General features: G+C 63.7%; 21 protein-coding genes. 9 read left to right on the plus strand and 12 right to left on the minus strand.

The annotated features are described in order from the left end of the window. Window positions 1–313: transposase (locus DAD99_RS18145; protein ID WP_193342628.1), on the minus strand; the 313-nt coding region annotated here is incomplete at its 3' end. Window positions 314–560: 247 nt separating this feature from the next. After that, entirely contained in the window at window positions 561–848 is a 288-nt protein-coding gene (locus tag DAD99_RS18150; RefSeq protein ID WP_193342629.1) for a hypothetical protein, read from the minus strand. A gap of 389 nt (window positions 849–1,237) precedes the next feature. On the opposite strand from DAD99_RS18150, the gene DAD99_RS18155 reads away from it, so the two are divergent. After that, a complete protein-coding gene (locus DAD99_RS18155; RefSeq protein WP_227008226.1) occupies window positions 1,238–1,855 on the plus strand; it encodes a phosphotransferase in 618 nt (205 codons plus the stop codon). A gap of 387 nt (window positions 1,856–2,242) precedes the next feature. On the opposite strand, the gene DAD99_RS18160 is transcribed toward DAD99_RS18155, so the two are convergent. Further along, on the minus strand, window positions 2,243–3,208 hold the full coding sequence (locus DAD99_RS18160; protein WP_309233382.1) for an alpha/beta hydrolase: 966 nt from the start codon (window positions 3,206–3,208) through the stop codon (window positions 2,243–2,245). 283 nt (window positions 3,209–3,491) lie between these two features. On the opposite strand from DAD99_RS18160, the gene DAD99_RS22065 reads away from it, so the two are divergent. The 4 genes from DAD99_RS22065 to DAD99_RS18180 all read left to right on the plus strand — a co-directional run bounded on the left by DAD99_RS22065 (window position 3,492) and on the right by DAD99_RS18180 (window position 8,692). Continuing rightward, window positions 3,492–4,187: a hypothetical protein gene (locus DAD99_RS22065; RefSeq protein ID WP_255527500.1), complete on the plus strand. Its 696-nt coding sequence runs from the start codon at window positions 3,492–3,494 to the stop codon at window positions 4,185–4,187. Window positions 4,188–4,671: 484 nt separating this feature from the next. Beyond that, on the plus strand, window positions 4,672–4,929 hold the full coding sequence (locus DAD99_RS18170; protein WP_193342631.1) for an SHOCT domain-containing protein: 258 nt from the start codon (window positions 4,672–4,674) through the stop codon (window positions 4,927–4,929). Window positions 4,930–5,240: 311 nt separating this feature from the next. Continuing rightward, window positions 5,241–5,546 (plus strand): hypothetical protein, encoded by a 306-nt coding sequence (locus tag DAD99_RS18175; RefSeq protein ID WP_193342632.1) that lies wholly within the window; start codon window positions 5,241–5,243, stop codon window positions 5,544–5,546. Further along, complete coding sequence (locus tag DAD99_RS18180) at window positions 5,543–8,692, plus strand: HAD-IA family hydrolase (protein WP_193342633.1); 3,150 nt, start codon at window positions 5,543–5,545, stop codon at window positions 8,690–8,692. Before DAD99_RS18175 ends, DAD99_RS18180 begins: the two co-directional genes overlap by 4 nt. A 29-nt stretch (window positions 8,693–8,721) precedes the next feature. Here DAD99_RS18180 and DAD99_RS18185 read toward each other — a convergent pair whose 3' ends face one another. Beyond that, window positions 8,722–9,174: a universal stress protein gene (locus DAD99_RS18185; protein ID WP_193342772.1), complete on the minus strand. Its 453-nt coding sequence runs from the start codon at window positions 9,172–9,174 to the stop codon at window positions 8,722–8,724. Between the two features lie 199 nt (window positions 9,175–9,373). Here DAD99_RS18185 and DAD99_RS18190 point away from each other — a divergent pair, with 199 nt between their 5' ends. The 3 genes from DAD99_RS18190 to DAD99_RS18200 all read left to right on the plus strand — a co-directional run bounded on the left by DAD99_RS18190 (window position 9,374) and on the right by DAD99_RS18200 (window position 15,464). Further along, complete coding sequence (locus tag DAD99_RS18190; protein WP_309233384.1) at window positions 9,374–11,965, plus strand: cation-transporting P-type ATPase; 2,592 nt, start codon at window positions 9,374–9,376, stop codon at window positions 11,963–11,965. 92 nt (window positions 11,966–12,057) lie between these two features. After that, the gene (gene ppsA / locus DAD99_RS18195) at window positions 12,058–14,442 is read left to right on the plus strand and encodes a phosphoenolpyruvate synthase (protein WP_193342634.1); all 2,385 of its coding nucleotides are present in this window, start codon (window positions 12,058–12,060) and stop codon (window positions 14,440–14,442) included. Then, window positions 14,439–15,464, plus strand: coding sequence for a 6-phosphofructokinase (locus tag DAD99_RS18200; protein ID WP_193342635.1), 1,026 nt, complete (start codon window positions 14,439–14,441; stop codon window positions 15,462–15,464). The genes ppsA and DAD99_RS18200 overlap by 4 nt, the downstream gene beginning before the upstream one ends. Before the next feature lie 20 nt (window positions 15,465–15,484). On the opposite strand, the gene DAD99_RS18205 is transcribed toward DAD99_RS18200, so the two are convergent. Next, on the minus strand, window positions 15,485–15,907 hold the full coding sequence (locus tag DAD99_RS18205; RefSeq protein ID WP_193342636.1) for an Hsp20/alpha crystallin family protein: 423 nt from the start codon (window positions 15,905–15,907) through the stop codon (window positions 15,485–15,487). A gap of 165 nt (window positions 15,908–16,072) precedes the next feature. Here DAD99_RS18205 and DAD99_RS18210 point away from each other — a divergent pair, with 165 nt between their 5' ends. Continuing rightward, entirely contained in the window at window positions 16,073–16,537 is a 465-nt protein-coding gene (locus DAD99_RS18210) for a pyridoxamine 5'-phosphate oxidase family protein (protein WP_193342637.1), read from the plus strand. On the opposite strand, the gene DAD99_RS18215 is transcribed toward DAD99_RS18210, so the two are convergent. From DAD99_RS18215 to DAD99_RS18245, 7 genes are all read right to left on the minus strand, one after another. Continuing rightward, window positions 16,534–19,002 (minus strand): HAD-IC family P-type ATPase, encoded by a 2,469-nt coding sequence (locus DAD99_RS18215; protein WP_193342638.1) that lies wholly within the window; start codon window positions 19,000–19,002, stop codon window positions 16,534–16,536. The two genes, DAD99_RS18210 and DAD99_RS18215, sit on opposite strands and share 4 nt — an antisense overlap. A gap of 9 nt (window positions 19,003–19,011) precedes the next feature. Next, complete coding sequence (locus DAD99_RS18220) at window positions 19,012–19,545, minus strand: flavodoxin domain-containing protein (RefSeq protein ID WP_193342639.1); 534 nt, start codon at window positions 19,543–19,545, stop codon at window positions 19,012–19,014. A gap of 342 nt (window positions 19,546–19,887) precedes the next feature. Next, window positions 19,888–20,943, minus strand: coding sequence for a zinc-dependent alcohol dehydrogenase family protein (locus tag DAD99_RS18225; protein WP_193342640.1), 1,056 nt, complete (start codon window positions 20,941–20,943; stop codon window positions 19,888–19,890). 125 nt (window positions 20,944–21,068) lie between these two features. Continuing rightward, complete coding sequence (locus tag DAD99_RS18230) at window positions 21,069–21,944, minus strand: universal stress protein (RefSeq protein ID WP_193342641.1); 876 nt, start codon at window positions 21,942–21,944, stop codon at window positions 21,069–21,071. Further along, window positions 21,931–22,446 (minus strand): universal stress protein, encoded by a 516-nt coding sequence (locus tag DAD99_RS18235; RefSeq protein WP_309233387.1) that lies wholly within the window; start codon window positions 22,444–22,446, stop codon window positions 21,931–21,933. The genes DAD99_RS18230 and DAD99_RS18235 overlap by 14 nt, the downstream gene beginning before the upstream one ends. After that, window positions 22,430–22,897 (minus strand): universal stress protein, encoded by a 468-nt coding sequence (locus tag DAD99_RS18240; protein ID WP_193342643.1) that lies wholly within the window; start codon window positions 22,895–22,897, stop codon window positions 22,430–22,432. Before DAD99_RS18240 ends, DAD99_RS18235 begins: the two co-directional genes overlap by 17 nt. Before the next feature lie 76 nt (window positions 22,898–22,973). Then, the gene (locus DAD99_RS18245; protein ID WP_193342644.1) at window positions 22,974–23,978 is read right to left on the minus strand and encodes a zinc-dependent alcohol dehydrogenase family protein; all 1,005 of its coding nucleotides are present in this window, start codon (window positions 23,976–23,978) and stop codon (window positions 22,974–22,976) included. Window positions 23,979–23,982: the final 4 nt, after the last annotated feature.

The following is a 23,982-nucleotide window of genomic DNA, read 5'->3' on the forward strand; positions in this document are numbered from 1 at the left end:
TGCGTTCGAAGAACCGCGAGACTGTCGCGTTCGAGGGCACTTTCCCGAACACTCCGGGCTGGGAGCGCAGGATGTCCAGGTCGGAGGCGTACTCGCCGCCGGCGGCGAGCATCACCGCCAGCGACCCGAGCAGCCTCCCTGGCCGGTGCGAGGCCATCGCGGGGACGAACTGGCCCAGCCGGTCCTCGCACAGATCCCGGAACCCGAGGGCGTCAATGAATGAAGTCAGGACCCTGGCACCGGCATGGGAGACCAGCGACTGGCCGGTGAAAGTGACCGGGACGGATGGGAAGACCTTGGTAGACTGGGGCATCGAAAAGGTGCTCCTTCAAGACACGGAAATAACGGCGTAGACACCCCTATTTTCCCTTGTCAGAGCACCTTTTCGTCTCTTAAACACACCCGTCAGCCCAAGACTGATGAAAACCCCGGGCTAGCTCTGGCTGTGACTTATCCGTCGAACGAAGGTGGGGGTCACGGCCTAGCGGGCAACGCCATCCAACAACACCGTTTGGCCGCAGCTCAGGTCGCCTGGCGGCAGGTATTGGCTGGCTAAACGGCTATGCGGGTGCGTCGTACTGGCGCTGGATGAAGGCTGCCATTCCAGGAACGGTGAATGCCACTTGGCCATGCTCGGGGGCGTAGATGAGTCCTTTGGATATCAGGCCGGCCCGCGCTGGTCCGAGCTTGTTCTGGCTGGTACCCAGACGCTCCGCCACCACGCCGGTGTTCGATCCGGCATCGCCGTCCTCGGCCATGCTCCGCAGATAGTTGCGTTCGCTTTTGGTGGCCCGCTCCCATCGGGATGGGAAGAAACCGGCATCGAGCTGCGATCGGCCCGTGGCCACGGCCAGAGACCGGCCAGCCGTCAGCGCCGAAAACTGGCTTGTTCAGGTCCGCCCCGGTTCAAGCACCGAGCTGTGCACATTCCATCTGCGGCGCGATCCCCGCTCGCCCGCCTGGCATCTCATGGCAGTCACAGACAGCTGAGCCTTGACGGCCGTGACGTTGGTGCATGGGACTTGTTTATGATCAGCCGGGCCTGGCAGCAATTGCCCTTACCCGCATCGCAGCGGAGGAATCCGAGGGGCCAGGGCATCTTTCCGGGCCTATGCGCTCGTTGGTGGGCTTCAGCCGAGTTAGGGCAGAAAGCGTTGTTCGAATTGGTGGCACAGTTCGAAAGCCGTGGCTAGAGAACTCTTCCGCTGTCCAGAGCTATCTTGGTGCCCTACGGGCAATGGGCGTTGATGTTCCCCTGCCCTTGGGCCGTGACGATGCTGGGCGACACGTGATCGAGTACGTAGAAGGCGTATCTGCGCTGGATCAGTTGCCACTTGGACACGATGATCTCATGCGGGTAGGCCGGCTGATTCGGCAGATTCATGATGCGAGCGAAAAAGTGGACCTTCCCGATTCTGAAGGGTGGAACCTGCTGCTCCCCGCTGAGAATCCGGACTTGATGTGCCACAACGACTTGGCCCCATGGAATCTCATCATGGGAGAACGCCGGGTGTTCATCGATTGGGACGCTGCTGGACCGAGCACGCGACTTTGGGATCTGGCCTATGCCGCTCAGTCTTTCGGCGTGTTGTTCGAAGGCCAACCGGTGGAAGAAGCTACGTTGAGGTTACGTGCAGTTGTTGACGGCTATGGGGCTGATGAGCCCCTGCGTAGGGCGTTGCCGGAAGCTCTGGGGAAGCGAGCGGCAGCCATGTACAACCTTTTGAAGTCCTCGCACGGTACTGGTTTCCAGCCCTGGGCGGATATGCACGTCAATGGCCACGGCGAGCACTGGCGAGCTGCTGCTGAATACGTCCTACGGAACCGGGCAGCTTGGCAACGCGCCTCGGAATAGCAAAGGCCCGCACTCCCGCCGTCTCACCCCCGCTAGGGCGCCGGCACGCCGAGGCGATTCCGCTGAGCGTGGGGAACCGCCGCGGGTCACATGAGACCCTAATGGATCCTTACTTGAGTCGCCATTATCCCTGAACACCTCGCCCAGAGTATTCTGTTGGCTTTCGGATGGTTGAGCATTTACGTGCCTTCCGGATGTGCCGGACCTGGAAAGGCCCGGGGACGGCGTCAGCTTCCGGGAGCCGTACGACGGCGGGTGAATGGTTCTTGAGTGCGCGCTTGTTCCTGAGCAGTTGGTTCTGTCTTCCAGCCTTGCGTGGGTCTGCCGGCCGCAACAGGGTACAAAGTCTTCCCGTAGGTGCCGTGGCGGCGCTACGGATATCTGTTCCTAATCGCGCCGGTTGAGGTATCCGCCGAGCCAGCGCTCCATTTCGCGGTAGGCGTTTTTCCTTACCGGGGCAGGGGAGAGGAAGATATCGTGCACGGCCTTGGGTATCCGCACGACGGTGACATTGTTTCCGAGGGAAAGCGCGCGGTGCGCGACCACGTCAACGTTCAGGGCAACGTCGGCTTCGGTGGCTGTTTCCGTCCAGCGGGGTTGAAGGTAATCCCGGGTGGAGAGCATGGTCAGGATCGGGACATCGATGCTGAAGCCGGCGTCGACGGCGTTTTGGGCCTGGAACACGGCGTTGAGGAAGGCGCTGGTGACGGGGAATCCGCGGTAAGGGCGCCAGTGTTTGTTGTAGGACCAGTGCCCGTCGAACTCTGAGGACATAGATCGTGAATAGATTCCCGGGTCCTGGATGGGTAGTGGAGCCAGCGGGTGGCGCCGAGCCTGGATCTGGACCAGCGGGGAAATAGCGCGGCGGCCTATCTCGTTGCCTTGAAATTCAAGCCAGGGGCTGTTCAGGATCAGCGCAGTCGCCACCCTTGGGTGCCGGTGAACCCACCAGCTCAGGGTGAGGCCGCCGGTCGAGTGGCCCAGCAGGATCAGAGGCTTGCCGGAGATGCGGCCCATGGCCTCCAAGGCGGCGGCCAAGTCTTCGTCGTAATCCCTCAAGTCGGTGACGAAGCCAGGTGTGTTGCCAAGCCGCAGACTGCGCCCGTAGTTATGCAGGTCCAGAGCGAAGAACCGCGCGCCGTTTCGGTGCCAGAAACGTGCCAGTTTGTGCTGGAAAAAGTAGTCGGACCAGCCATGGACGTAGAGGACGTCCGCATCTGCCGCCACAGGGTCCGTGTCGGGTTCCTCGTCGGACTTATACCTCACGAGCGTAGCCACGGCGTTGTCTGGGAGGGCGAGTTCAAGCTGTTCGAATCCCTCGCCGAGAACATCCTTCTTCCATAACGCGTCCACCACCTGATTATTCAACAGTTTTCGGAGACGAGGCTGGTTCCGGGGCGCGTCTCAGTCCTCAATCCCTCTAAGCGCCGGACGGCAGTGACTTTTGGCCCTACCAGACCCCCGTCTGAAATCGGAGGCTGCAAGAAATTGCAGCCGGGAGGCGGGACAAGGTTCGGCTCGCTGAACACCGATCAACGAAGGGCAGCGGCATCCGGCCAGGAACGTTCCAGCTGAGTCCAATGACCAGAAGCCAACGCTTATGAGGGGAGGACCTCCAGAAGGCCGTTCTCTTGTCATGCTCATCCTGGGCGTTATGTTGTCAATGATCGGCCTTGGCCTGGTCCTTGGTGGCATCGCGGCTTCCTGGGTCAATTCGGCGCAGAACGACGGGGGTAAATCAACTCACCCCGGGAAGGAATCGCCGTCGGTTCACTTGCTATCCCTGCTTCTCACCTTCGTGGACTTCCACCGGAGGCTGTCCATCATTCTCCTTATTAAAGCGGCCATCATCGGCGCCCCATTTGAGCGGATGAGCTGCAACAACCGCAATGCCTCACTGAGAATTCCCAGTGCTCCCGTTATGAGGCCCAGCCAGGCAAACGCGCGCGGCAGTACGCCCCTTGAGCATGACCAACGAGACGAGAAGAATGCCCACGGGCGAAAGGAGCCCGGCGATGGCGGGAGTGTTGTTTTCAGCAATGATCGCTTCCGCTGCTGTAGCGAAGACGCCCCGCTCACCGTCCTAACCTGCAATAGAGTAGCGGTCGCTGTGGTACACAAGACTCAGCGAGCCCCGGCTGGAGACAGGCACAGCCAACAGCAAGGCCCATGGGACGCCTCCTACGACAGTAGCGAGAAGCGCCGTACTTCTGCCGAGCGGGGCCAAGGCCACGAAGAGCGCGACGAACACGACTACCGGCAGGATGCTGGGCAGTATCCAAAGGATTTGTTCGGCAATATACAGAGACTTGTTCTCGGCAATGAATTCTAGCGTCTCAGCGCCGCCATGGACCGGCGGCGGTGCTATGAAATCAAACCAGAGCAGCTATCAACAGCACAACGAAAAGAACCGCTGCAATGCCAGCCGAAAGATACAAGGCACGCCAAGATCGCCCCGCTTCTTCCGGCCATGAATTCCGTTGTAACCTCCCGGAAGGCTGCCGCTCATGCATATTGCAAGCTAACCAATGAAACCGGAGTCACGTCAGGGCCGAAGGGCCTCTTTGAATACGGGAACTCCGGCGGGACGCTCCCGAGGGGTCCGGCAAAAGGAAGCCAACCTTAGAAAGCGGTGCAGGAGCGGGCGCACGGCGGTGCTGGTGGAACTTCTGAACCTCGTTCCTGTTATGACTGCCTCCGGCAGGGACGTTCGGACGGCGGCGGGACCAAAGCCTCTGGCGCGGCAAACAGCTGGTATCGACAGTAAATTCAAGGCTGGTGCAACCGTTGCCTCGGCGTTACTGGGAGGACTTGCGATGATGTATTGGGACGGGAACATGGGCGGCTGGGGCTACGTCCTCATGGTTATCAGTTTCGTGGTGTTCTGGGGCGCAGTCATCGCCGCCGTCGTTCTTCTGGCCCGAGCAACCGGAGCTGGCAGTCGAGGACGCGACCTGACCTCAGGCGCTGGCTATGCCGAGAACGTGCTGGCAGAGCGGTTTGCCCGCGGAGAAATCGACGAGGTCGAATACACCGCGAGGTTGGACGTACTCAGAGGCGGGGGCCGCAAATGAGGTACAGGCTTTCCCATCCCGGAACGGCGCTCCTGGCGGCGGCGCGTGCACCGCAGCCCCTGTCGTTGCCGGGAAGCCGCTAGGCTCGCCCGGCCATGGATATTGGCCTTGTACCCCGGAGATTGTTCCAATGCGCCGCATGGCGGCAACGGGACAAGTGGGACGAACCCCGTATCAAGGAACATCAGGAGCGGGCCCCACAAGAACTGCGCCACGCTGCTTATCAAGGTTCAGCCTTCTACCGCCGCCATCACGCTTGGCTGCTCAATGCACCCCTGTCGCAATTGCCACCTGTGACCAAAATGGAGCTGATGGGGAACTTCGAGGACACAGTCATTGAGGACCAGCTGCGGCCCTTGACGCAGGGTGGGGGAGACCCGTTAATACCGTGGAAGGGACGCTGGTGGGCCGCAGGGACAGCCGGAACCACCGGGCGGCGCGGGACCTTCCTTTGGAACCGCTCTGAGTGGGCGACCGTCCTGGCCTCCTATGCGCGGGCCTACGACTGGGCTGCCCAGACTCCGCTGGAGGTAAGGGTGGTTGAACACGTGGAACGGACACCGCGGGGCAAAGCATCTTTCGTGCGCGCCTGGGCCGCCGGCAGGGACCGGCCATGACCGAGTCACCAACCGCTTCCGCGGCACTGTCGCCCTTTGACGCTGTGATCTTTGACCTGGACGGCGTCGTGACGGACACGGCCGCTGTCCATGAGGGAGCATGGAAGCAACTCTTTGATGAGGTGTTGCAGGATCCCCGGCTTCCTCTGGAGGCACAGAAGGATGCGTTCACCACGGGTGATTATCTTAAATACGTGGATGGCAGGCCCCGGGAAGACGGCGTGGAAGCCTTCCTCGCGTCCCGAGGCGTCACCCTGCCCGCAGGCAGCCGTGCTGACGCCGCCGGGAACTGGTCGGTACACGGCCTGGCCAAACTCAAGGATCAGCTTTTCAAGGAGAGGCTGGGACGTGACGGCGTGAGGACCTTTCCGGGAACGGTCGCACTGATTGAAAGGCTCCGCTCGGCACGGATCCCAGTGGCCCTGGCAACGTCAAGCCGCAATGCTTCAGCTGTCCTGGCAGCGGCAGGCCTCTCGGGTTCATTCGACCTGGTCATGAATGGTGTCATCGCGGGCGAGCTAGGACTTCCCGGTAAACCTGACCCCGCAGTGTTCCTCGAAATCGTGCACCGCCTCGGAGTCCCGCCTGCCCGCGCGGTGGTGATCGAAGATGCAATAGCCGGTGTGGAGGCGGCACGCCGCGGCGGCTTCGGCCTGGTCGTTGGCATCGACAGGGCGGACAGGAGAACCGAACTGGAGGCGGCAGGCGCCGACGTCGTACTGACTGATGTAGGCCAACTGGACCTGGGCCGGGTTCTCACCGACCCATGGCGCCTCATCTATGAGGGCTACGATCCCGCCCATGAAGGTCACCGGGAGGCATTGACGACGCTCGGGAACGGGTATCTGGCTGTCCGCGGCGCGGCTCCCGAGAGCAGGAAGAGTGAAGTGCACTATCCCGGAACGTACCTTGCCGGGGTCTACAACCGACTGGTGAGTAGGGTGCAGGGCCAGGATGTCGAAGACGAGCATATGGTGAATGCGCCGAACTGGCTGGTGCTGGACCTGCGGCTGGACGGAAGGGACTGGTGGTCCCGGGGCGGGCTGAAGATTCTCCGGGAACGGCGGGTGCTCGACATGCGCAGGGCCACCCTTGAACGGGAAGTGGTACTGGAGGCACCTGACGGGCGTCGGTTGGCACTGCGCCAGCTCCGTTTCGTGTCGATGGCCCAACCACACCTGATGGCTCTCAGGTCATCCTTAACGGCACTGGGCTGGAGCGGTTCCGTAGTGATCCGCAGCGGGGTGGACTCCGGCATCACCAACGAGAATGTGCCGGAAGACGCGCTCCTGACCCACCATCATCTGGTCCGGCTGGGAGTATCAGACCCGGCTGAACCAGTCCCGATAGTTGAAGTGGAAACCAGCCAAAGCCACATCAGGATCGCCACCGCATTGCGCACGGAAATCTCCGGACATACCGGCAACGGCGAGCCGGGCGAGGAGGAGGGCGTGTATTACCGCTCCTGGGAACTTCCGCTGACCGACGCCGAGCCGGTAGTGGTCACCAGGACTGCAGCCATGGTCACCTCCCGTGACCGGGCAGTATCCTCGCCGGCACTGGCCGCTAGGAACGTACTCATGACCGCCGACCAAAGCTTTGAGCACTTGCTCTCCGAACACGAGGACGCCTGGGGGAGGCTGCTGGCACTGTTCGCCATCGATATCGACGGCAGCCCACAGGTGCAGCTGATCCTGAACCTTCATGTTTTCCATTTGCTCCAGACGCTAAGCCCGCACACCGCAGAACTGGACGCCGGAGTGCCCGCGCGCGGGCTGAACGGGGAGGGCTACCGTGGCCACATCTTCTGGGACGAACTTTTCGTCCTGCCCCTCCTCACCTCCAGGATGCCTTCCGTAGCGCGCTCCGTCATCAACTACCGGTGGCGCAGGCTTCCGGCGGCCCGGGAAGCCGCCGCCGCATCAGGGCTCCAGGGAGCGCTCTTCCCTTGGCAGAGCGGCAGTGACGGGAGGGAGGAGACTCCCCGTTGGCTCTTCAATCGGCGCTCTGGCCGGTGGGTACCGGATTATTCCCATCTTCAGCGGCACGCAGGGCTCGCTGTCGCCTTCAACGCGTGGCAGTATTTCCTGGCCACGCAGGACAGGGAATGGCTCCTGCGCCACGGCGCCGAACTGATTCTGGAGGTGGCACGACTCGTGGCGTCCATGGCCGAATACGATCAGGAAACGGACCGGTTCCACCTTCGGGGAATCATGGGTCCGGATGAATATCACACCGGCTACCCGGACAACCCTGGCGCCGGGCTGGACGATAACGCCTACACGAACGTCATGGCTTCATGGGTCTGCGCCCAAGCCTGCGAGATTATGACACTGCTCCACGGTCACGACCTCGAGGACCTCGAGGCTCGTCTGGCGATAGATCCCTCGGAAATCGCGAGTTGGCGGCACGTCAGCAAGCGGATGTTCGTACCGTTTCACGATGGAATCATCAGCCAGTTCGCCGGCTATGAAGTACTGCAGGAACTGGACTGGGAGCACTACCGGAACGCCTACACAAACATCGAACGCCTGGACCTGATCCTCGAGGCTGAGGGAGACAGCACAAACCGGTACCGGCTGGCCAAACAGGCTGACGTGCTAATGCTGCTTTACGTCCTTGGCGAGAAGGAATTGACGCACTTCCTGGCCGGACTGGGTTATGACGTGTCCGCCACACAGCTCGAAGAGACGGTCGATTACTATCTGGCACGCACGGCGCACGGCTCCACTCTCAGCCGGGTCGCCCACGCTTCAGTGTTGGCCGCAAGGGACCCCGACAGGGCCTGGAGTACGTTCCGTGAAGCCCTGAGTGCCGATCTTGATGACACTCAAGGAGGCACCACGCGGACAGGTATCCACCTTGGTGCGATGGCGGGAACCATCGACGTTGTGCAGCGAAGCTTTGCCGGCCTCAGGATTACCAGTGACGCGCTCCTTTTCGCTCCGAAGATGCCCAAAGGGATAAGAATGGTGTCCTTCCATGTCCGCTACCGGGATCATCTGCTCGCAATCAGCCTGGAGCACGGGAAATTGACTGTCTCTGCAGCCACTGGGGACGCTCCCGCCATCTGCCTGCAGGTCGGCTCCGAACGTGTCCTTCTGGGCGCCGGCGATACACGGCAGTTCCCGCTTGCGGCCAGCTAAAGGAAGAACAGGACGACGGCGGGAATCACCTACGAAGCGGGTTCTTCCGCCCGGGGCGAGTGCACCACGAGGACAGGACAGTGCGCGTGGGCGACGCAGGCAGCGCTGACCGATCCGAGCAGCAGGCCCGCAAACCCGCCATGCCCGCGGCGTCCGACCACAAGTAGAGAGGCGTGCCTGCTTCCGCCAACCAACGACGTCCGTGCCGATCCGTGGACGAGCCTGACAATGACATGGCGCGGACGTTCGGGGCCAAAGGCTTCCGCGAGTGCACGCTCCAGATTTTCCTCAGCTTCGCGGGCGAAACCTTCTACCCCCATAGCAAGATAGCCTTCATAACCTGCCGGATACTCCCAGCATCCCCAGGCTTCCAGGCGGGTCCCAAGGGCCAGCGCCAGACGAGTCCCTTGGCGAAGAGCTTCGATGGATGCGTCGGAACCGTCCACGCCGACGATGATCTTCTCCTCAGCGGCTTTGGCCATGATCTTCTCCTCGCGTGCCCGTACGTGCACAGGCTTTCCTCAAAGCATGTTCCCGGCGGGTAAGGATGAACAGGGTCCAAGGTCACGACGCCGGCACACCATCCGCATCATCCTCAGACCATGACCTTTGGCCCTAGACGCTGGGGCCCACCTGGTACAGCCTGTCAACGAACCAGACGTCGGCGAATTTGGAGCAGCAGTGACGCAACGAGCGGGTTCCCCTCAATTCGGGCTGGATGCAACCGGTCTGAGTTCTGAACGCGCGGCAGCATTGCTCAGGGAGTCGGGGCCAAACGTTCTTCCCACCGCGAAGCCGGTACGGCAGTGGCGGAAGCTCTTGGGGGAGTTGACGCATTTCTTCGCCGTCATGCTGTGGTGTGCCGCCGCCCTCGCGTTCATCGGAGGGCTGCCGCAGCTTGGCGTCGCCATCATCGTAGTGGTCGTCGTCAATGGGATCTTCGCCCACATCCAGCAGGAACGTGCCCAGCACGCAGCCGCAAAACTGCGCGCGCTGCTGCCGGCTGACGTCTCCGTCCGTCGGGACGGACACATCCGCAGGCTTCACACCAGTGAACTGGTCCCGGGTGACGCCGTCGTACTCACAGCGGGCGATAGGGTGCCAGCCGACGTCATCCTTGCCGTTGCCTCCGGCTGCGCTGTGGATGAGTCCATGTTGACGGGCGAAAGTGAAGCGGTTCCGAAGGCCATCGGGGACAGCGCCTGGGGCGGGACGTTCCTCGTCAACGGACAAGCAGACGCCGTGGTGTCCCACACGGGTGGAAATACGCGGCTTGCCGGAATCGCCGAACTGACCAGCGGGACCGTATCTCCGCCGACACCGCTGGCCCGTGAGCTGCGCCGCATCGTCCGTCTCATTGCAACTGTCGCACTCGCAGTCGCAGGGCTCTTCTTCCTCGTATCCCTGCTGGTGGGCATCCCCTGGCGCGACGCATTTCTCTTCGCCATCGGCGTCGCCGTAGCCCTGGTCCCCGAGGGCCTCCTGCCTACCGTCACACTGTCATTGGCGATGGGGGCCCAACGGATGGCGGCGCGCAACGCATTGGTCCGCAACCTGGAGGCCGTGGAAACTCTGGGGTCCACCACGTTCATCTGTACCGACAAGACGGGAACCCTGACGCAGAACCGGATGAACGCCGTCGAAGTCTACACAGCCGACGGCCATGTGAAGGTGACGGGGGAGGGTTACCAGCCGGACGCCGCCATCGAAGGGACCGCGATCGCCGCGGCCACCAGAACCGCCCTCGCGGCACGGGCTGCCTCCCAGGGCAGGGCTGTTCTCCACGGAGCTGAGTGGAGGCCGGAGGGGGATCCCATGGAGGCTGCCATTGATGTCTTGGCGCGCCGGCTCTCCGGGTCCGCTCCGGAGAATGCCAATCCTGCGCGGCGGTTCGCGTTTGATCCCCGCCGTCGCCGTGAATCGGTCATTGTCGGCGCCACTCTCTTTGTAAAGGGGGCACCCGAATCGGTCCTGCCGCTCTGCGGAGAGTCCGCAGGCGCTGCGGCGGAGGAAGTTGAAGCGATGGCTTCACGGGGGCTGCGGGTCATGGCGGTCGCGATGCGTGAGCTGCCCGGTCCGGTACAGGACTGGCTGGGGCGCCTTCCCGAGGAGGCCGAAGTGGAGCTTGCCCTGCTGGGGCTGATCGCGCTCCACGACCCGCCCAGGCCGGGCGTGGGCGAGGTGATCCAGACTGCCCGCGAAGCCGGCATCAGGGTCGGGATGATCACGGGCGACCATCCCACAACGGCTGCTGCGATTGCCCGGGAAATCGGACTGATGGGATCCCCGGAACTGGTTCTGGAAGGATCGCAGTTTCCTGAAGACGAACAGGTTCTCGGCGCCTTGCTCGACCGGGACGGCATAGTGGTGAGCCGGGTCTCCCCGGAACAGAAGCTGCGGGTGGCCAAGGCCCTGCAGAGCCGCGGCCACATCGTGGCCATGACGGGCGACGGAGTCAACGACGGTCCTGCACTCCAGGAAGCCGACATCGGGGTGGCCATGGGACTCAGCGGAACTGACGTTGCCCGTGAAGCTGCCGATTTGGTTCTTTTGGATGATCACTTCGCCACGATCGTCGCAGCAATCGAACAGGGCCGCGCCACGTATTCCAACATTCACCGCTTCCTGACCTACCACCTGACAGACAATGTTGCCGAGCTGACGCCCTTCGTCATCTGGGCACTGTCCGGCGGCGAGTTTCCCCTCGCGCTCGGTGTACTTCAGATCCTCGCCCTCGACATCGGTACCGATTTGCTGCCCGCTCTCGCCCTTGGCGGTGAGCCGCCAGGAAAAGGACTGCTCAACCGGCCGCCGGAAAGACGGCATCTGATGGACCGCCGGCTGATGTTCCGGGTGTTCTGCGTGCTGGGTCCCGTAGAAGCGGTCATGGAAATGACCGCCTTTTCCGTGGTGCTGCTCGGGGGAGGGTGGGCGCGCGGAGACCCGCATGATGGCGGTCTGGTGCTGGCGGCGTCCGGGGCCGCCTTCACCGCCGTTGTGTTTGGCCAGCTGGCAAATGCCTTCGCCTGCCGCAGCGCCACCCTGCCGCCCTGGGAGCAGGGCTGGCTTACAAACCGCCTGTTGCTCTGGGCCGTACTGGCAGAAATCGGCGTTTTGGCCGTGTGCCTTTACTTAGTGCCTGTTTCCGCAGTGCTTGGACAACTCCCTCCGCCGCTCATGGGCTTCGGCGTTGCGGTTTTGGCTGTTCCGGCGGTGCTGGCAGCCGACTGGGCTTACAAGAAGCTAAGGCGGCGCGGACACAACGCCGGATAGTGCCCTTCCCCTGCCTGGAGTCCGCAGGACCAAAGCCTCTGCTGCTGCTGCGGCTGAGCCGGGAAGATCGAGCCATGAATGCAAGGACGACGATGACTGAAGTTCACGTGGTGTGGCTGGAAGACGTAGGGATGGGCGATGTGCCGGCCGTGGGCGGCAAGAACGCATCGCTGGGTGAGCTGACACGCTCCCTGATAAGTTCGGGCGTCCGGGTACCGGAGGGCTTTGCCACCACCGCCTCCGCCTACCGGGCGTTCGTCGCCGCCAACGGCATCGAACCGGGGATCCGTGCCTGGATCGATGAATACCGGGCGGGCCGGACAAGCCTGCGGGAGGCCGGCGAAGCCATCCGGGAACTCATCCTTGAAGGGCAGTTTCCGCCGGACATCGCCGCCGACATCAGGGAACACTACAGAGCCTTGTCCCAACGGACAGGACAGGCCCGGGCCTCGGTTGCCGTGCGCAGCAGCGCAACGGCAGAGGACCTTCCGGACGCGAGTTTCGCCGGACAGCAGGAAACCTTCCTTAACGTCGCCGGAGAGCGGGAGCTGATGGAGGCCTGCAGGCGGTGTTATGCCTCCCTGTTTACCGACCGGGCCATCAGCTACCGGGAAATCAAGGGGTTCGAGCATCTGGACGTGGCCCTGTCCATCGGCGTGCAGCGGATGGTGCGTTCAGACCTTGGGGCATCCGGGGTGATGTTTTCCATCGACACAGAATCCGGTTTCCCGCGCAGCGTCCTGATCAGCGCCGCGTGGGGACTGGGCGAAACGGTGGTCCAGGGGACCATCAATCCCGATAAGTACCAGGTATTCAAGCCGCTGCTGTCCACCACACAATTTGCACCCATCATCGAAAAAACAATCGGGTCGAAAGAACGGAAGATGGTCTACAGCCGGGGCGGTCACGCGCGCACACGGACCATTGACACGACAGACCGGGAGCGGCGCTCCTTGGTGCTCACCGATTCCGAGATTTTGGGCCTGGCGCGCTGGGCTGTGGCGGTGGAGGACCACTACGGGTGTCCGATGGACATGGAGTGGGCCAAGGACGGGTCCACCGGCGAACTCTTCATGGTCCAGGCACGGCCGGAAACGGTCCAGGCGCGGCGCAGCGGGTCTGTCTTCCGCGTCTACCACCTTCGCGAATCGGGTCCTCGGCTTGTCTCCGGTGCGGCGATCGGTGAATCGATCGCACACGGCTCCGCCTGTGTGGTCCGGGACGCCCGGGATATCGACAAATTCCGGGACGGCGCCATCCTGGTAACCCAAATGACTGACCCTGACTGGGTTCCCATCATGCAGCGCGCCGCCGGCATCGTCACCGACCACGGTGGCCCGACAAGCCATGCCGCGATTGTGAGCAGGGAACTGGGCGTGCCCGCCGTAGTGGGGACGGGAAACGGCACGTCGGTCCTTGAAGAGGGAATGCCCATCACACTTTCCTGCGCGGGCGGCGAGGACGGGGAGGTCTACGGCGGCACCCTCGCCTTCGATGTCGAAGAGGTTGACCTCGGGGCCCTGCCGGAAACCCGGACCGCCGTCATGGTCAACATCGCCAGCCCTTCGGCTGCCTTCCAATGGTGGCGCCTGCCCGCGGCCGGCGTGGGCCTGGCACGGATGGAATTCATCATCAGCAACCTCATCCGGATTCATCCCATGGCGCTGGTCCATCCCGAACGCGTCACAGACTTCGGCGAGGCTGCACGCATCAAGGAGCTCACGCACGGCTACAGCGACGTGCAGGAATACTTCGTTGACGTCCTTGCCACGGGCATCGCCAAGATCGCGGCGCCCTATCATCCGCATCCCGTGATCGTCAGGCTCAGCGACTTCAAGAGCAACGAATACGCGCACCTGATCGGAGGTGGCTCCTTCGAAGTTGCCGAAGAGAATCCCATGCTGGGCTTCCGCGGGGCTTCTCGTTATTACGACAAGCGCTACCGGGAAGGATTCGCCCTGGAATGCCGGGCGCTGAAAAGGGTGCGCGAGAGAATCGGATTCTCCAACGTCATTGTCATGGTTCCGTTCTGCCGCACCCTCCACGAGGCAGACCTGGTGATCAAGGCGATGGCAGAAAACGGCCTGGTCCGTGGTGAGGAGGGACTGCAGATCTACATGATGTGCGAGATCCCTTCGAACGTCATCCTCGCCTCGGAATTCGCCCGTCGCTTCGACGGATTCTCGATAGGGTCGAATGACCTGACACAGCTTGTCCTGGGGGTTGACCGCGACTCCGAACTGCTGGCCGGGCTTTTTGACGAGAGGGACGAAGCCGTCACGTCGATGATCGCACAAGTCATTCACAAGGCGCATGCAGCCGGGATCAAGATCGGTATCTGCGGGCAGGGCCCGAGCAACCACCCGGACTTCGCGGAATTCCTGGTGAAGGAGGGCATCGATTCCATTTCGCTCAACCCGGACACCTACCTCAAGACGGTTCCGGTGATCGCCGCGGCCGAGAACCAGCAAAGATGAGCAGGCTGGGCCTCCTGACCAGCGGCGGGGACTGCCCCGGACTGAATGCCGTGATCCGCGGTGCCGTGCTGAGTGGCGCCATTTCCCACGGCTTTGACTTTGTCGGTTTCCGCGACGGGTGGAGAGGGGTGCTTGAAGGGGACCTGGTCCCCTTGCCTAGGCATGCCGTGCGGGGAATTGCCCGTCTCGGCGGGACCATTCTTGGCACATCGCGGACCAATCCCCTTAAGTCAGGCGGAGTGGAGGCGGTGCGCGAAAGCCTACGCCGTCTTGGCGTCGATGGCCTGGTCGCCATCGGCGGAGAGGGCACCCTGGCGGCCGCGCAGGAACTGTCAATCCAGGGAATTAAGGTGGTTGGAGTCCCCAAGACCATCGACAACGACCTCGGCGCCACTGATTTCACGTTCGGATTCGACACCGCGGTCCAGACGGCAACAGAGGCCATCGACCGGCTTCGCACCACGGGAGAGTCGCATCACCGCTGCATGATCGCCGAAGTCATGGGCCGGAACGCCGGCTGGATAGCCCTTCATGCGGGGATGGCTTCGGGCGCCCACGCGATCCTCATTCCGGAACAACGGGTTCCGTTGGGACAGGTTGCCGAGTGGGTGCAGTCGGCGCGCGACCGCGGGCGGGCCCCCTTGGTGGTTGTTGCCGAAGCCTTCGTCCCCGAAGGCCAGGATGCGCCGTACTCGCCCCGCGGCCTGGACACCTTCGGCAGGCCACGGTTGGGCGGCATCGGCGTACTCCTTGAGCGCGAGCTGCAGAGGCTGACCGGAGTCGAAACCCGGGCTACCGTCCTGGGCCACATCCAGCGGGGTGGCGCCCCCACTGCCTTTGACCGGGTGCTGGCTACCCGGCTGGGGATGGCAGCCGTGGATTCCGCTGCAAACGGCCGCTGGGGGACCATGGTCTCCCTGCGCGGTACCAGCATTGTGAACGTCGGATTTGACGCTTCGCTGGGCCGGCTCAAGACCGTGCCTGAGGACCGTTACCGGGAGGCAGCGGTCCTGTTTGGCTGATCCCGGGCCGGACCCGGCTGCTATCCGCGCGCTATCTCGATCTTCCTTGCCGGGGGCTGCTGGGCGGCCGTCGGCACCGGCGTCCGGACCTCCAGCACCCCGTCCTTGTAGGAGGCCGTGATGTCATCGTGTTGAACGCCGTCGGGCAGAGCGAGCCTCCGGACGAATGAACCATAGCGGAACTCCGAACGGTAACTGTCCTTGTCCTTTTGCTCGGACCTCTCCCTGCGCTCGGCCTTGATCTCCAGGGCGCCGTCAACGATGGAGACGCTGACGTCGTTGTCCGGATCGATCCCCGGCAGTTCGGCCCGAACCACAAGTGTGTTGCCTTCAACGGATTCTTCGACGCGGATCCCCGAGGCCGCAGTGTCACCTTCGAAAAGCCTCTCAATCATCTCGACGGGGGAGCGCCGGGTGTCAAACCATTTCATCAAATCAGCCATGTCTGCCTCCTTGCTCGATGACCGCCAGGCATGAGGTGTGCCCGACTCCTTAAGGGTCGGGCAATGGGCGGGGAGGACCCAGAGGCTTTGGTCCTGACTGCCTGGGAAGAATGCGGTGATCGTGCGGTTCATGAGCTCTGGGACCGGAGGGCTAGGATCAGTTGCATGAGCAGCTCCTCCTCAGAGTCTCACACGGAAGTTCTCGCCCCGGCTGACTGCTGGAAGTATCTGCAGTCGTCCTATATCGGGCGGCTGGCCGTGATCAATGGTGCGGTCCCCGAGATCTTTCCCGTGAACTTCATGACCGTCGGCGAAACGGTGGTTATCCGCACTGCGCCTGGCACGAAACTCCGTGCCCTCCTCAGCGGCGCCGCCGTGGCCTTTGAGGCAGACGGACTGAACCCCTACGCCACCGAGGTGTGGAGCGTTGTGGTCAAGGGAATGCCTGGGCCGTTTGACGGAGATCCGGCGGCCCTCCAGGAAGCCGGTCCTGACCGCGAACCCTGGCAGCCCGGACTCAAAGAGCATCTCGTGCAGATCGTCCCTACGGAGGTCTCCGGGCGAAGGTTTGCGGTTTCGCCGCGCACGCGCTGGTGGCCGCCGCAGGATTTTTCGGCGGACTGGCTCTAGGGCCGCGTCACTGAGGGTCGCGTCACCTTCGCCGGCCGGTCGACCGGGTACCGCCGTGCGTGGACCTGGCTCAGTGCCAGGACCGCAAGGATGGCGACGGCGGCGGCGGCGAAGGAGGCAGCTGATAGTTGAGGCGGTGGCCATTCGAGCTTAAAGAAATCCTGCAGGATGGGGACGGTCATCAGCAGGACCAGACCCAGGCACATGGCAGCGATGATGGCTAGACGCACGGTGCTGATGGGGCGGCTGACGGCTGCCAGCACGCTCAGGGCAACCAGAGACAGCGTAATCACCGCGGCTGTGCGGCCGGCTCCGGCGGTGAAGCCCCCCGCCGTGAGGGCGTACACCTGCACGGCCAGGACCGCCGTGGCGATGATGATTCCGGCCGGGACCGCCATGGCCAGTGACCGTTTCAAAAATCCGGGCTTGTAGCGGCGGCTGTTGCTCATCAGGGCCAAAAAGAACGCGGGGATGCCGATGGTGAGACCGTCAGTGGCGGAGAGCTGCCGGGGCAGGAACGGAAAGCTCCACATCAGCGCGCCAAACGCCACGGACAGGGCTACGGCGTACATCGTCTTGCTCAGGAACAGAACGGAGACCCGTTCAATGTTGGCGATGACCTGGCGGCCCTCCGCGAGGACGGCCGGAAGCCGGTCGAAGCGCCCGTCTAGTAGCACCAAACGGGCCACCGCTTTGGTGGCTGGTGCCGCGGTGTCCATGGCGATGCCGATGTCCGCTTCCTTCAATGCCAGGGCGTCATTGACTCCATCGCCGGTCATGGCGACGGTGTGGCCCATTCTCTGCAGCGCCAGGACCGTGTCCTTCTTCTGGGCGGGCGTGACGCGGCCGAATACGGAAAAGCGGTCCAGCGTTTCTTCCATCAGATGCGGGTCTGAGGGCAGGTGCCGTGCATCGTAGCCGCCGCCGACGACGTCGAGCCCCACCTCACGTGCCACCGCCGTCACCGTCCGGTGGTCATCACCGGAGAGGATCTTCACGTCGACGCCCTGCTGGCGGAAATAGGACAGGGTCCGCGCAGCATCCGGGCGGACCCTTTCCCGGAATGTCACCAGTGTGGCGGCAACAAGGCCTGTGGGCAGTTGCACGTCGTCGGGATCCCCTTCGGGCACGACGCTCGGCGAGTAGGCCAGTACCAGGGTGCGTAAACCCGCCGACGCGAGGCGGCGGGACTGGACCAGGACGTCACCGGTGGATGCGTTGTTCCTCTGCAATACCATCTCGGGTGCACCAAACACCCATGTTCCCGCAGCAGCATGCGGCGGACAAAAGCTCGCTGCGCTCCACTTCCTGGCGGATGAGAAAGGGACGACGGCGGCCGGGACCCGGTTGCCGTCAAAGGCGAAGGTGCCCGCCAGGCAGCCGGCGGTGGCGTTGGCGTGAGGGTCGGCGCCGAACCATCCCAGTGCCTCCCGCCAGCCCGGCGGGGAGGACCTGCCGGCAGCGTGCACGCCGTCGAAAACCACCTTGCCCTCCGTTAAGGTGCCGGTCTTATCGATGCAGAGAACGTCCACGCGGGCCAGGCCCTCCACAGCGGCCAGTTCCTGCACCAGCACATTTTGGCGGGCCAGCCGCACACTCCCGACAGCGAACGCAACGCTGGTCATGAGCACCAGGCCCAAGGGAATCATGGCTATGGCTCCCGCCACTGCGCCGACGAGCGCCTCCACCCAGGTCCCGGTGGTGAAAGCTACATCCCAGCCGCCCTTCGCCTGCATCTGGCCGTTGGTGACGATCACAACGACGGGCAAGAGGGCCCAGCTGATCCACCGAAGGACACGGGCGATCCCGTTGCGTATCTCCGAATTGACCAGTGAAAACCGTTTGGCCTCGGCGGTGAGCCGGCTGGCATACGAACCGGCCCCCACGGCGACCACCCGCGCCCTGCCCTGCCCCGCCGTGACCGCGGAGCCGGACAGCACTCTCGAGCCCCGGTCCTTGTCCACGGCCTCTGATTCCCCGGTGAGGAGGGACTCGTCAACCTCCAGGCCATTGTCGTCGATGATGACAGCGTCCGCCACGACCTGGTCACCGGCCTGCAGCACGGTGATGTCGCCCAGGACCACGTCCGCAACCGCAATTTCCTGCACGAGGCCGCCACGAAGCACCCGTACGCGAGCGGCATCAACGACAGCCAGCCGGTCCAGCAGCCTCTTGGCCCTGTACTCCTGGACCACCCCGATGACGGCGTTACTGAGTGCGGCGAATCCGAAGAGCGCGTCTTGCCAATGCCCCAGGACGAGCAACAGCAGGAAGCAGCCGCCAACAATGCCGTTGAACAGAGTCAGCACGTTGGCCCGGATAATCTGCCTCAGGCTCCTGCTCGAAGTGTCAGGTCCTCCGTTGGCCAGGCCCGCCAGCGTTCTTTCCCTCACGTCCTCGGCAGAGAGCCCGGATCCTGCAGGCGCATCAGCCCCGGGCGGATAAGGCGCCGCTGCCGTGCTCACGCGGCGTCCTTAGGGTGTTGTAGAGAGGGCTGTGCCGAGCGTCTTTCCCCACTCCCGTGCCCGGTCGATTTCACCGGGCAAAAGCTGGTTGGTGTCATCGACGAGGAAGCTTGCAGGCTCGGCTATGAGCTCAAGGCCATGTTGCTTGAGTCGCTTCGCGATGCCTTTGGACGCGTGCCCGGTCAGCAACTTGTTGCCCTCCATCCGGGTATCGAAGGCGGCCGCCTTCCCGGTTGCCTCGTCCAGGGAATCGAACCATGCGCGCAACCCCGGTCCTCCTGCCGAGGCGTCCGGGACCAGTCCCTTCTCCGGGTGTTCAAGGGCGTCTTTGACTGCCAGTTCCCACATCGGCTTCCTGCTCATGCCGTGGAGGTGAGTTGGCCCTCCCACGACCAGAAGATCGGTGGCGGTGGGCTGCGTCTGGCCCGCCTCGTCGACGGACATCACGTGGGGTTCGGCCACCTCTTCCAGCCCTTGCGCTATCGCATCGGCGATGGCGTGTGTGTTGCCGTAAAGGGATTCGTAAACGATGGCTGCTTTCATAGTGTTGCCTTCCGCTCGAGTGCCGAGGCCAGGCCCGGGGCCCAACTGGCTGCTTTTCCAGTTCTCCGCCGCGCAGGGGCCCTTCGGTGCCCCGGACGCAGAACGAGGCTGGGTGGGAAATTATGTGGGCGCCGCCTTCCTTGGGCCGTTTGGTGATGTTGGCGGTGGGCCGCCAGCCGTTGATGGGGGAGCGGCCGATGAGCAGATCGCCGCCTGACAGGTTCCCGGGGTTGAAGTCCGTCACGGAAACCGCTGCAGCGCCGATAGGTTTGAGGCCTTGTGCGATGGCCTCTGCAACCGCCTTGGTGTGTCCCTATGCGGAGTCGTAAACAACGTAGCCTTTCATGCCGTGATCACTACTTTCAGGGCGTTTGTCTCCGCGGCCCGGGCGAAGGTGTCGTAGGCGTCCATGAACTGGTCAAAACGGAAGCGGTGTGTTGCAAACTTTTCCGCCGGGAGCTTCTTCTGGGCCACGAGTTTCAGCAGCATCGGAGTGGTGTTGGCGTTCACGAGTCCCATGCTGATGTTGATGTTCTGGATCCAGAGGTTCTCCACATGGAGTTCCACTGATTTGCCGTGCACTCCCACGTTGGCGACGTTCCCGCCCGGCCGGACGATCTCCGTGCACATGCTGAAAGTCGCGGGAATGCCCACTGCCTCGATGGCCACATCCACGCCCTGGCCGTCGGTCAGGCCCAGCACCTGTTCCTTCCAGTCGGCGTCGCCTGACAGGACGACCTCGGTGGCGCCAAACTCGCGGGACTTCTCCAGGCGGTTCGCGTCAAGGTCGATGGCAATAATGGTGGCCGCTCCGTAGAGCCCGGCGGTGGCGATTGCGGCCAGCCCGACCGGACCCGCACCGACCACCGCCACCGTGTCCCCGGGCTTCACCCGGCCGTACTGGACCCCGATTTCGAAGCCCGTGGGGAGGATGTCCGACAGCATGACGGCCTGCTCGTCGCTTACCCCGTCGGGCAGCAGATGGAGGGAGTTTTCGGCGTACGGGACCCTCACGTATTCGGCTTGCGTGCCGTCGATCAGGTGGCCGAAGACCCAGCCGATGCCCGGGGCACCCTCGTCGCCCATGCAGTGCGAATAGAGGCCGCTCTTGCAGTTGGCACAGTGGCCGCAGGACTTGATGCAGGAGATGATCACGCGGTCGCCCGGTTTCAGGCTGGTCACGGACGACCCGACCTCAGTAATGGTTCCCACTCCTTCGTGGCCCAGGATTCTTCCTTCCGTCACGGCCGGGACATCGCCTTTGAGGATGTGCAGATCCGTCCCGCAGATGGTGGTGGTGTCAACCCTGACAATGGCATCGGTGGGATTCCGGATCGCCGGATCGGGCACTTCCGTCCAGGACTTCTTGCCTGGGCCTCCGTAAACGATAGCTTTCATAACTGTTCCTGCCTGTTGCTGTTGATAGGGTTCCACGGCGCGCGGAATGCTGCTCCACCTTAACGATGACGCCCGGTTGCCTCGCCGGTAAGGGACAAAAGTCCCGGAAGTCCGACGGCGGCGGCTCAGGTCTTCACATTGCCCGCGGTCCACCCGGGCTCCAGTTGCCGGGAAATCAGGACAAGGGCCGTGGCGTGGTGAAGGACTGCGTGGGCATTTGACCCGATAGTTCCTCTGAGGAGCCCCCGGCCCTTGCTGCCGACAACGATGAGGGCGGCGCCGCGTGAGGCATTAAGCAGCGCCCGCGGGACCGAAGTATCCTGGGCAACGTTCTGGCTGATAACCGCTTCCGGAGCCAGGGCGAGGGCGTTGTGAGCCGCCGTCTGGAGGAGACGGCGGGCCGCTACTTGGCCGCCTCCGGCCTCGTTGGATGTGCCGCCGTGGGGCCGGATGACGTGGATGATGGTCAGGTCCGCCCCCGTAGCGCTTGCCAGGGCGCATGCAGTATTCAGGGCGCCCGACGACCCGGAAGAGTCAATTCCCACCACGATGCGCCCTTCCGGGTTATGAACTAACCGGATGACCGCAACGGGACAGGAGGCCGTCGCCGCGAGTTCCAGGCTTACTGATCCCACGAGGAGCCCCATAAAGCCACCGATCCCGCGGCTGCCCACGACGAGGAGCCGTGCGCCGTCGGAGAGCCGCAGGAGATGGGCTGCGGGCAGCCCGTATACGAGGCTGCTCCGGATCCTGACCCGGGGCGCCATGGAAAGCGCCTCAGCTTGCCCCTCATCAAGGATGGCCCGCGCCTGATGTTGCCGGCCGGAGCCGGCTACGCCCTTGACGGGTCCGAGGTTTTTGGTCAGCAGCGGCCACAGTGAGCAGTGAACCACCTGCAGTTCACAATCCAACAGCGCTGCGTGCCGTGCGGCCCAGCGAACAGCCAGGGCTGCCTCAACCGACCCGTCGTAGCCAACCACCACGCGGTCAGGGGAGGGCATGGCTGGACCCGGCCTGGCGGCCCACTTCCGCGGAAGACTGCCCGGGAATATCTGCGAGCCCTGCCGGCAGGGTTGTGCCGTGCGCGACGAGCACAGGGCATTTTGCGTGTTCAGCCACGGTTGCGCTCACCGCCCCCAGCAGCAGCCCTTCGAATCCTCCGTAGCCGCGGCTGCCCACTATGACCATTTGCGCGGTCCTGCTTTCGTCGACCAGGACCTTGGCCGCCGGCCCCTGGATAACCACCATTTCGAGCCCCGCAGGAGGAACGCCGACGAAGGCCTTGTCCACTGCCTCCGCACAGATTTTCCGGGCGTCCTCTTCGGGGTTCCGGATAACCGGGGTGAAGGTGCCGAAGGCGATCTGGAACTGCCAGGAGGACACGGCCCGGATATGGGCGCTGAGGAGTGGGGCGAGTGCTCGGGCCCAGCGTAGGGCGAGTATGGACGGAGCGCTTCCGTCCACACCCACCACTATTGCCGGCAGTTCAGGGGTTTGTTCCACGGTCTTCCTCGGCATCCTGGCTGACTACCAGCACAGGGCAATGCGCATGGGCTGCACACGCTGCGCTCACGGAGCCCATGAGCTGGCCGAACAGGCCGCCGTGGCCGCGCCGCCCGACAACTAGCAGTTGTGCGTTCCGGCTTTCTTCCACCAGAACCTTCGCCGGCGATCCCACTTTCACAGCTGTCGTGAGATGTTCCGGGCGCTCCGAGCCATAGGCCCTGTCGATGGCCTGTTCCATGAGGCGTTTGGCGATCGCCTCGAGCTCGGCCGTGGTGTCGATGTACCCGGGAGGCAGGTGCGCGGGCAGGTAGAAGTCGGAGAAGCCCAGGCAGGTGACGACGTGCAACGGTGCGGCCAGCGCAGACGCCAGGCGTCCGGCGAGGCGCAGCGCCGCGGGGGAGTATTCGGAACCGTCGATTCCGACAAGGATGCGATCGTTATCACTCATGGCAGTACCTTCCCCCAGGATCCGGCGGTGGCCTAGGGCCGAAGGTCACTGAAGGCACACGGTTTCCGGCGGCGCCTCAGGCTGGTCGAAGCAACACGGCGGCTCCCGTGAAACGGTCCCGGGACAGGTCCAGCAATGCCTGGTCTGCCTTTGTCCACGGGTAGGGGACAGTGGTGGGGCGGAGGGGTATTTGCTCTGCCAGCGCGAGGAATTCCCGCCCGTCAGCTCTGGTGTTGGCCGTGACACTGCGCAGGCGGCGCTCCTGAAAAAGGTCCCTTTGATAGTCCAGGACCGGGATGTCGCTCAAGTGGATGCCTGCGACGGCGAGGGTTCCTCCGCGGTCCAGAGCGCGAAGCGCGATTGGTACCAGCCGGCCCGCAGGAGCGAAGAGGATGGCCGCGTCCAAGAGTTCAGGCGGGTCGGCTTCAGCGGGCCCGGCGAACTTTGCCCCCAGTTCAAGGGCCAGCCTCTGCGCCGCCGCCGACCGTGTCATGACATAGACGCTTGCACCCTCGTAGATGGCCATCTGCGCTGTCAGGTGGGCCGACCCACCAAAGCCATAAATGCCGAGCCGGCCTCCCGGCGGGAGCCCGGACGAACGAAGCGCCCGGTAGCCGATGATCCCTGCGCACAGCAAGGGCGCCGCTTGCTCATCAGTAAATGCTTCGGGTATCCGGTACGCGTAATCCTCGTGGACGGTCATCAGCTCCGCGTAGCCGCCGTCGGTGTCCCATCCGGTAAATGTCGGTGCCAGGCACAGGTTCTCGGACCCGCGCCGGCAGAAACGGCAGGAGCCGCAGGTGCGGGCCAGCCAGGCTGCTCCCACACGCTCGCCGGGCCGGAATCGGGAGCTGCCAGCTCCGAGCCCCACCACCTCGGCGACCACTTCGTGACCCGGGATCCGGCGGGCGCCATGGGGCGGCAGATCTCCTTCAGCCAGGTGGAGATCTGTGCGGCAGACTCCACATGCGAGTACAGAGAGCAGGACCTCGCCCGGCCCCGGGGACGGATCGGGGCGTTCGCCCATCCGCAATGGGCCTGACGCGATGGGACCGGGATCCTCAACCCACCATGCCCGCATGAAC

This window comes from Pseudarthrobacter sp. AB1 (assembly GCF_014926485.1).
In the GTDB taxonomy this organism is placed as follows: Bacteria; Actinomycetota; Actinomycetes; order Actinomycetales; family Micrococcaceae; genus Arthrobacter.

Coding starts and splice junctions, on each gene's coding strand:
- DAD99_RS18230 (WP_193342641.1), bottom strand. CDS start 21,944: ATGCCCTCCCCTGACCGCGTGGTGGTTGGCTACGACGGGTCGGTTGAG.
- DAD99_RS18170 (WP_193342631.1), top strand. CDS start 4,672: ATGATGTATTGGGACGGGAACATGGGCGGCTGGGGCTACGTCCTCATG.
- DAD99_RS18155 (WP_227008226.1), top strand. CDS start 1,238: ATGGGCGTTGATGTTCCCCTGCCCTTGGGCCGTGACGATGCTGGGCGA.
- DAD99_RS18245 (WP_193342644.1), bottom strand. CDS start 23,978: ATGCGGGCATGGTGGGTTGAGGATCCCGGTCCCATCGCGTCAGGCCCA.
- DAD99_RS18225 (WP_193342640.1), bottom strand. CDS start 20,943: ATGAAAGCTATCGTTTACGGAGGCCCAGGCAAGAAGTCCTGGACGGAA.
- DAD99_RS22065 (WP_255527500.1), top strand. CDS start 3,492: ATGCTCATCCTGGGCGTTATGTTGTCAATGATCGGCCTTGGCCTGGTC.
- ppsA (WP_193342634.1), top strand. CDS start 12,058: ATGACTGAAGTTCACGTGGTGTGGCTGGAAGACGTAGGGATGGGCGAT.
- DAD99_RS18180 (WP_193342633.1), top strand. CDS start 5,543: ATGACCGAGTCACCAACCGCTTCCGCGGCACTGTCGCCCTTTGACGCT.
- DAD99_RS18175 (WP_193342632.1), top strand. CDS start 5,241: ATGGGGAACTTCGAGGACACAGTCATTGAGGACCAGCTGCGGCCCTTG.
- DAD99_RS18185 (WP_193342772.1), bottom strand. CDS start 9,174: ATGGCCAAAGCCGCTGAGGAGAAGATCATCGTCGGCGTGGACGGTTCC.
- DAD99_RS18220 (WP_193342639.1), bottom strand. CDS start 19,545: ATGAAAGCAGCCATCGTTTACGAATCCCTTTACGGCAACACACACGCC.
- DAD99_RS18205 (WP_193342636.1), bottom strand. CDS start 15,907: ATGGCTGATTTGATGAAATGGTTTGACACCCGGCGCTCCCCCGTCGAG.
- DAD99_RS18210 (WP_193342637.1), top strand. CDS start 16,073: ATGAGCAGCTCCTCCTCAGAGTCTCACACGGAAGTTCTCGCCCCGGCT.
- DAD99_RS18200 (WP_193342635.1), top strand. CDS start 14,439: ATGAGCAGGCTGGGCCTCCTGACCAGCGGCGGGGACTGCCCCGGACTG.
- DAD99_RS18240 (WP_193342643.1), bottom strand. CDS start 22,897: ATGAGTGATAACGATCGCATCCTTGTCGGAATCGACGGTTCCGAATAC.